General features: G+C 62.8%; 5 protein-coding genes. All 5 read right to left on the minus strand.

Annotated elements, in window-relative coordinates:
• Positions 1 to 7 precede the first annotated feature (7 nt).
• A complete protein-coding gene (locus NH195_RS03185) occupies positions 8 to 499 on the minus strand; it encodes a hypothetical protein (RefSeq protein ID WP_066702928.1) in 492 nt (163 codons plus the stop codon).
• 18 nt (positions 500 to 517) lie between these two features.
• Entirely contained in the window at positions 518 to 2,335 is a 1,818-nt protein-coding gene (locus tag NH195_RS03190) for a DUF294 nucleotidyltransferase-like domain-containing protein (protein ID WP_066702929.1), read from the minus strand.
• 119 nt (positions 2,336 to 2,454) lie between these two features.
• A complete protein-coding gene (locus NH195_RS03195; RefSeq protein ID WP_066702931.1) occupies positions 2,455 to 4,209 on the minus strand; it encodes a sodium:solute symporter family protein in 1,755 nt (584 codons plus the stop codon).
• A gap of 12 nt (positions 4,210 to 4,221) precedes the next feature.
• The gene (locus NH195_RS03200) at positions 4,222 to 4,479 is read right to left on the minus strand and encodes a DUF4212 domain-containing protein (protein WP_066702943.1); all 258 of its coding nucleotides are present in this window, start codon (positions 4,477 to 4,479) and stop codon (positions 4,222 to 4,224) included.
• Positions 4,480 to 4,657: 178 nt separating this feature from the next.
• The coding region (acs, locus tag NH195_RS03205; RefSeq protein WP_066702944.1) for an acetate--CoA ligase at positions 4,658 to 6,547 on the minus strand (1,890 nt) is incomplete at its 5' end.

Below are 6,547 nucleotides of genomic sequence, written 5' to 3' on the forward strand. Positions count from 1 at the left end.
AGTTCCTTTACCTCAGCCGGTCGCAGGCGGTGCGCAGGATCGGATCGTTTTGATCCATGCTGATCCAATCCGCGCCGGTCAGTTCGCCATGCGCATCGGTGCGGCGCGACATCAGGCAGTCGAAGGTGACGGGCACGATGGCGCTGTCGCCGCGCCGGGACAGGAGGTACATGTCGGTGCCGACCATGGCGCCGTCGACCGTGGTCTTGGCTTTGTCGAGCGCGATGAACTGCGTGGTCACGGGCGCGGCATAGGTCCAGGGTCGCCAGATCTGTTGCTTTTCGACCGAGGTGGCGACGATCTTGTCGGGGCCCAGAGTGGCCTGTGCGCGGGCGAACCACGAGTAATCCGACCAGATGGTGAAGGCGAGCATGGCGAGACCGGCGGCGGCGGGGACCAGCCATTTCGGCAGGCCGCCACGGGTGAATTTGCGCAGGGCGACCATGAGACCGGCGGCGCCGACACCGGCGGAAATCGTGGCGATGAATTCGAGGAGCATGGGGATTGGTCCCTTCTGTTATGAGCGCGCGGACGCGGAGCCGAGCGAGGATTGCATGGTGCGCACGATGACAAAGGCATCGCGCAGGTGAGAGCGTTCGAAGGCCGGAAGCGCAGAGGGGCTCAGGAAATTGTCGGGCTTTTGACCGTCGCGCACCTGCGCCGCCTGATGTTCGAGACGGGCGGTGGCGATGGTGTCATAGGCGGCCAAAAGGTCTTTGCCGCCGGTTTCCGAAATGATCCCGGCTTCGATGGCGCCGACGATGCGGGCGCGGGTGTTGACGGCGGGGAGCTTGCCCTGAAGCGCATAGACCCGACCGAGATCGACGATGGGCACGACGCCGTTGGCCTTCATGTCGAGCGCATTGCGGTGCTCGCCGGATTTGATCGTGGCGAAACCGCGCAAAAGGCCCAGAGGCGGGGTGTGTTTGAGCGAGTTGGAGATCATATGGGCGACGAAGATGGAGTTCTTCGACGCCGCCTCCAAAGCGGTCTTTTGCAATGGCGCAAACAGGCGCTCGTCGCCACCGATGGGGCGCAGGTCGTACATGACGGAGGCGAGCATCTGGGCTTCGTTGTCCGGGGCGGCGATCCATTTGTTGAAATAACCCTCCCAGACGGAGAGACGTTGGCACCAGCGCTCGGTCATCGCCATCATTTCGCCGGGGCAATAGACATAGCCGCAGGCGTCCAGCCCATCGCAGACGAAGCGCGCGAAGCGGCGGAAATAGTTCATGTCGGCGTCTGTGGCCGCGTTGTCGACGATCAGGCAATTGTCCTGATCGGACACGCCGGTTTGTTCGCGCCGTCCTTGAGACCCGCAGGCGGCCCAGAGATAGGGCACGGGCGGCGGGCCGAATTCCTCTTCGGCCATTTTCAAAAGCCGCCGGGTGACGATGTCGGCGATGTCGGTGACCTTGCGGGTGACGATGTCATGAGCGAGATGCGATCCGACGAGCTGCATCAGGAAGTCGGGCAGGCGGGCGGTGACGGCAGCCATCTCGGCGATGGTTTTGGCGTTGCTCAAGTCGAAGACCATTTGCGTCTGCGACGAGCCGAAGAACCGGGTGATGTCGGTCTGGGTCACCATGCCGACGAATTTGCCGCCCTCGACGATGGGCAGATGGCCGATGTGGTTTTCCAGCATGACGTGGATCACATCGGTGCCAAGCGCGCCGGGATCGAGGGTGATCGGATCGCGGGCCATGATGGTGGAAACGGGAAGGGCGGTGTCGCGGCCCTCGGCCAGAACCTTGTTCGTCATGTCGCGCACGGTGACGAGGCCCAGAAGGCGCTCGCCCTCGGTGACGGCCACGGAGGACACTTTCTCGTCGCGCATCAGCCGGGCGCAATCCGCGATGGGCGTGGTCTCCGAGCAGGTCACGGGCGCATGGGCCATGAGATCGGACACATGTTGCGTCATCAGGCCGGAGGCGGCTTTGGGGCGGGCCTGACCGCGATTGAAATAGCGGGCGAAGGCGGCGTTGGCCGCGACTTCGGTTTTAAACGCCTCGGGCGTCAGAAGCAGGAGCGTGCAGTCGGTGGCGGCGGTGGCCGTTGTGGCGGCCAGCCCGTCGCGCAGCAATCCGCGTTCGCCGAAATGGTTGGATTTTTGCAGGAGCGAAACCTGCCCGCCGTTGATGTCGGTGATCTCGACCGAGCCGTCCTTGATCAGATAGAGCCCTTCGAGCAGATCGCCATGGGCATAGATCGTCTCGCCTTCGAGAAAGCGCTTGCGCGAGAACGACGTGGACAGCTCTTCGAGCTCGGCCTGCGGCAGCACGTCATAGGGGTGGGTGGTCTGGAGAAAGCCGATGATTTTGGCGGTGTCGGACATCGCGGGCTCCAGCGATCGGGGCGGTAAAACGCGGGGCTTTGAAAAAGGGCGCGAAAGCGTGATGCCCCCGCGCCCCGAGTATGGTGTGGGGCGGGCCCGAAGGCCAGCCCGAACCGATCTCAGTGATCGACGGCCGCACCGGCACCACGCGGGATGCGGATGCTTTCGACCAGGTCCTGGATTTCCGCCGGCGGCTCATCCGTGGCGTTGGAGACCACATAAGCGACCGCGAAGTTCACCAGCGCACCGACGGAGCCGAAGGAGGTCGATTTGATCGACAGCAGCAGCGGATCGGCATCGGTGAAGGAGTTGGTGCCCGCGATGAAGAACCAACCTTTGTGCAGGAAGATGTAGACAATCGTCACCACCAGACCGGAGACCATGCCCGCGACCGCACCCTTGTTGTTGATGCGCTTCGAGAAGATGCCCATCATCAGCGCCGGGAAGATCGAGGCTGCGGCCAGACCGAAGGCCAGAGCCACGGTTTGTGCAGCGAAGCCCGGCGGGTTCATCCCGAGGTAGGTCGCCACCGCGATAGCCACGGCCATGGCGATCCGTGCGGCCATCAACTCGCCTTTTTCAGAGATCGACGGGTTGATCTGCGACTTGATGAGGTCGTGCGACACGGCGGACGCGATGGCCATCAAGAGGCCCGCAGCGGTTGAGAGCGCGGCAGCCAGACCACCGGCCGCGACCAGAGCGATCACCCAACCCGGCAGGTTTGCGATCTCCGGGTTCGCCAGCGTGATGATGTCACGGTTCACCGTCAGTTCGTTTTCGGCAGAGGCGTTATACTCGATCAGGCCGTCACCGTTCTTGTCGTCAAAGGCGAGAAGACCGGTGGTTTCCCAGTTGCGCACCCAGTCGACCCGGTTGCCCTGATTGTCGACGCCTGCTTCGATTTCGGCGAGCGAAAGCGCAGCTTCCGAAGTGCCGTTCGGGTAGAAGGTGTCGATCAGGTTGACGCGCGCCATGGCCGCAACCGCCGGAGCCGTGAGGTAGAGAAGCGCGATGAAGACCAGAGCCCAACCAGCAGACGACCGTGCATCGGACACTTTCGGCACGGTGAAGAAGCGCACGATGACGTGCGGCAGACCCGCGGTGCCGATCATCAGGGACACGGTGAACAGGAACATGTTCAGGGTCGTGTCGCTCTGCTTGGTGTATTCGGAGAAGCCGAGATCCTGCAGCAGGCCGTTGAGCGTCGCAAGGATCGGTTCACCGGTGCCGACATGGTCGGAGAACAGGCCGAGCGGCGGGATCGGGTTGCCGGTCAGTTGCAGCGAGATGAAGATCGCCGGGATGGTATAGGCGATGATCAGGACGACGTACTGGGCGACCTGCGTGTAGGTGATGCCCTTCATGCCGCCGATGACCGCGTAGAAGAACACGATGGCCGCGCCGATCAGCAGGCCGGTGGTGTTGTCCACTTCGAGGAAACGGGAGAAGGCCACGCCCACACCGGTCATCTGGCCGATGACGTAGGTGATGGAGGCGGTGATGAGGCAGATGACGGCCACGGTGCGCGCGGCTTGGCTGTAGAACCGGTCGCCGATGAACTCGGGCACGGTGAACTTGCCGAATTTGCGCAGGTAGGGCGCCAGAAGCATCGCCAGAAGCACATAGCCACCGGTCCAGCCCATCAGGTAGGCGGAGGTGTCGTAGCCGCCAAAGGAGATGATCCCCGCCATGGAGATGAAGGAGGCGGCAGACATCCAGTCCGCGCCGGTGGCCATGCCGTTGAGAACCGGGTGAACGCCCCGGCCGGCGGCATAGAATTCAGATGTGGAGCCCGCGCGGGCCCAGATCGCGATCCCGATGTAGAGCGCAAAGGTCGCGCCCACAACGATGAGGTTGAGGGTAAACTGATCCATGGATGTCGCTCCTTACTCGTCGACGCCGTGTTCTTTGTCGAGTTTGTTCATCCGGGCTGCGTAGGCGAAGATGAGCACGAGGAAGACAAGGATCGAGCCTTGCTGGGCGAACCAGAAGCCGAGATCCGTGCCGCCGATTTTGATGCCCGCAAGCATCGGGCGCAGCAGAATGCCGAAGCCGAAAGAGCAGATGAACCAAATCACCAGTGAGATGCCGATGATCCGCTTGTTTGCCGACCAATAGGCGTTGTTGTCTGAATTGTCCGCCATGAGCGGTCCTCCCTTTTGTCCCCGACCCGCGATCCCGATGGGGGCGGGTCTTCCAAAGTGACGGCCCCGCCTCCTCGCGGAAACCGTTCTTTTTCTCCTTGATGGCCCTCTGGGCCTTGGGTGCACCGCCCCTCATTTCGTGGGGGCGATACATTAGCCTACCATATCTGCGAAAAAATCACGCAGATTTTTGGTAAAGCGAATTCTGAATGAGCTCGTCGACGACCTGAGGTTCAGCGAGGGTTGAGATGTCGCCGAGGGAGCCTGTGTCGTTCTCGGCGATTTTGCGCAGGATGCGGCGCATGATTTTGCCGGAGCGGGTCTTGGGCAGGCCCGGCGCCCATTGGATGAAGTCCGGTTTGGCGATCGGGCCGATTTCCGTGCGGACCCATTTCTCCAGTTCCGCACGCAGCGCGTCGGAGGGTTCGACGTCGTTCATCAGCGTCACATAGGCGTAGATGCCCTGGCCCTTGAGCTCGTGCGGCATGCCGACGACCGCCGCTTCGGCGACCTTGGCGTGGGCGACGAGGGCGCTTTCGACCTCGGCGGTGCCCATGCGGTGGCCCGACACGTTGATCACGTCGTCGACGCGGCCGGTGATCCAGTAATAGCCATCGGCATCGCGGCGGCAGCCGTCGCCGGAGAAGTAATAGCCTTTGTATTGCTGGAAATAGGTCTCTTGGAAGCGTTCGTGATCGCCCCAGACGGTGCGCATCTGGCCGGGCCAGGAGTCCTTGAGGCAGAGGACGCCTTCGGCCTCCGTCTCGGTCATTTCCTCGCCGGTGGTGGCATCCAGAATGACCGGTTGCACGCCGAAGAAGGGCAGGGTGGCGGAGCCCGGTTTGGTCGGGATCGCGCCCGGCAGCGGGGTCAGAAGATGCCCGCCGGTTTCGGTCTGCCACCAGGTGTCGACGATCGGGCAGTTCCCCTTGCCGACGACCTCGTTGTACCAGTTCCAGGCCTCCGGGTTGATCGGCTCACCGACGGAGCCCAGCACTTTGAGCGAGGAGAGGTCGTATTTCTCGACCCATTCGTTGCCCTGGCCCATGAGGGAGCGCAGCGCTGTGGGGGCGGTGTAGAATTGGTTGACCTTGTGCTTTTCGCAAACGGCCCAGAACCGGCCGGCGTCGGGGTAGGTCGGCACGCCTTCGAACATCACGGTGGTGGCGCCGTTGGCGAGCGGGCCGTAGACGATGTAGCTGTGGCCGGTGACCCAGCCGACATCGGCGGTGCACCAGAAGACGTCGCCGTCGTGGTAGTCGAAGACGTATTTATGGGTGAGTGCTGCATAGGCCAGATAGCCGCCTGAGCTGTGGACGACGCCTTTGGGTTTGCCGGTGGAGCCCGAGGTGTAGAGGATGAAGAGCGGGTCTTCGGCATTCATCGGGCGCGGCGGGCAATCGGGGCTGGCGTGTTCCATCAGGTATTTGACGTCGACATCGCGGCCCTGCACCCAGGAGATCTGATCGCCGGTGTGCTTGACGACGAGGCAGCGGACCTTGTCGGAACAGTGCAGCAGGGCGGCGTCGGTGTTGGCCTTCAAAGGCGTGCGACGGCCGCCGCGGGGTGCTGTGTCGGAGGTGATGACGAGTTTTGCGCCGCAATCGTTGATGCGGTTGGCGAGCGCGTCCGGGGAAAATCCTGCGAAAACAATGGAGTGGATCGCGCCGATGCGGGCACAGGCGAGCATGGCATAGGCGGCCTCGGGGATCATCGGCAGGTAGATCACAACCCGATCGCCGCGCATGACGCCTTGGCTCAGGAGCACGTTGGCCATGCGGTTCACCTTGTCGGAGAGCTCCTTGTAGGTGATGTGGCGGGCGGGTTCGTTGGGATCGTCGGGCTCGAAAATGATCGCGGTCTGCAAGGATTTGCGCGCAAGATGGCGGTCGATGCAGTTGGCAGAGACGTTCAGAACGCCGTCGGCGTACCATTTGATGTCGACGCGACCGAAATCGAAACAGGTCTTCTTCACCTGGGTGTAGGGTTCCATCCAGTCGAGGATCTTGCCCTGCTCGGCCCAGAAGGACACCGGATCCTCCACCGAGCGGCGGTACAGATCCTCGTA

It is taken from the genome of Celeribacter ethanolicus (assembly GCF_001550095.1).
GTDB lineage: Bacteria > Pseudomonadota > Alphaproteobacteria > Rhodobacterales > Rhodobacteraceae > Celeribacter > Celeribacter ethanolicus.

Coding starts and splice junctions, on each gene's coding strand:
- NH195_RS03195 (WP_066702931.1), bottom strand. CDS start 4,209: ATGGATCAGTTTACCCTCAACCTCATCGTTGTGGGCGCGACCTTTGCG.
- NH195_RS03185 (WP_066702928.1), bottom strand. CDS start 499: ATGCTCCTCGAATTCATCGCCACGATTTCCGCCGGTGTCGGCGCCGCC.
- NH195_RS03190 (WP_066702929.1), bottom strand. CDS start 2,335: ATGTCCGACACCGCCAAAATCATCGGCTTTCTCCAGACCACCCACCCC.
- NH195_RS03200 (WP_066702943.1), bottom strand. CDS start 4,479: ATGGCGGACAATTCAGACAACAACGCCTATTGGTCGGCAAACAAGCGG.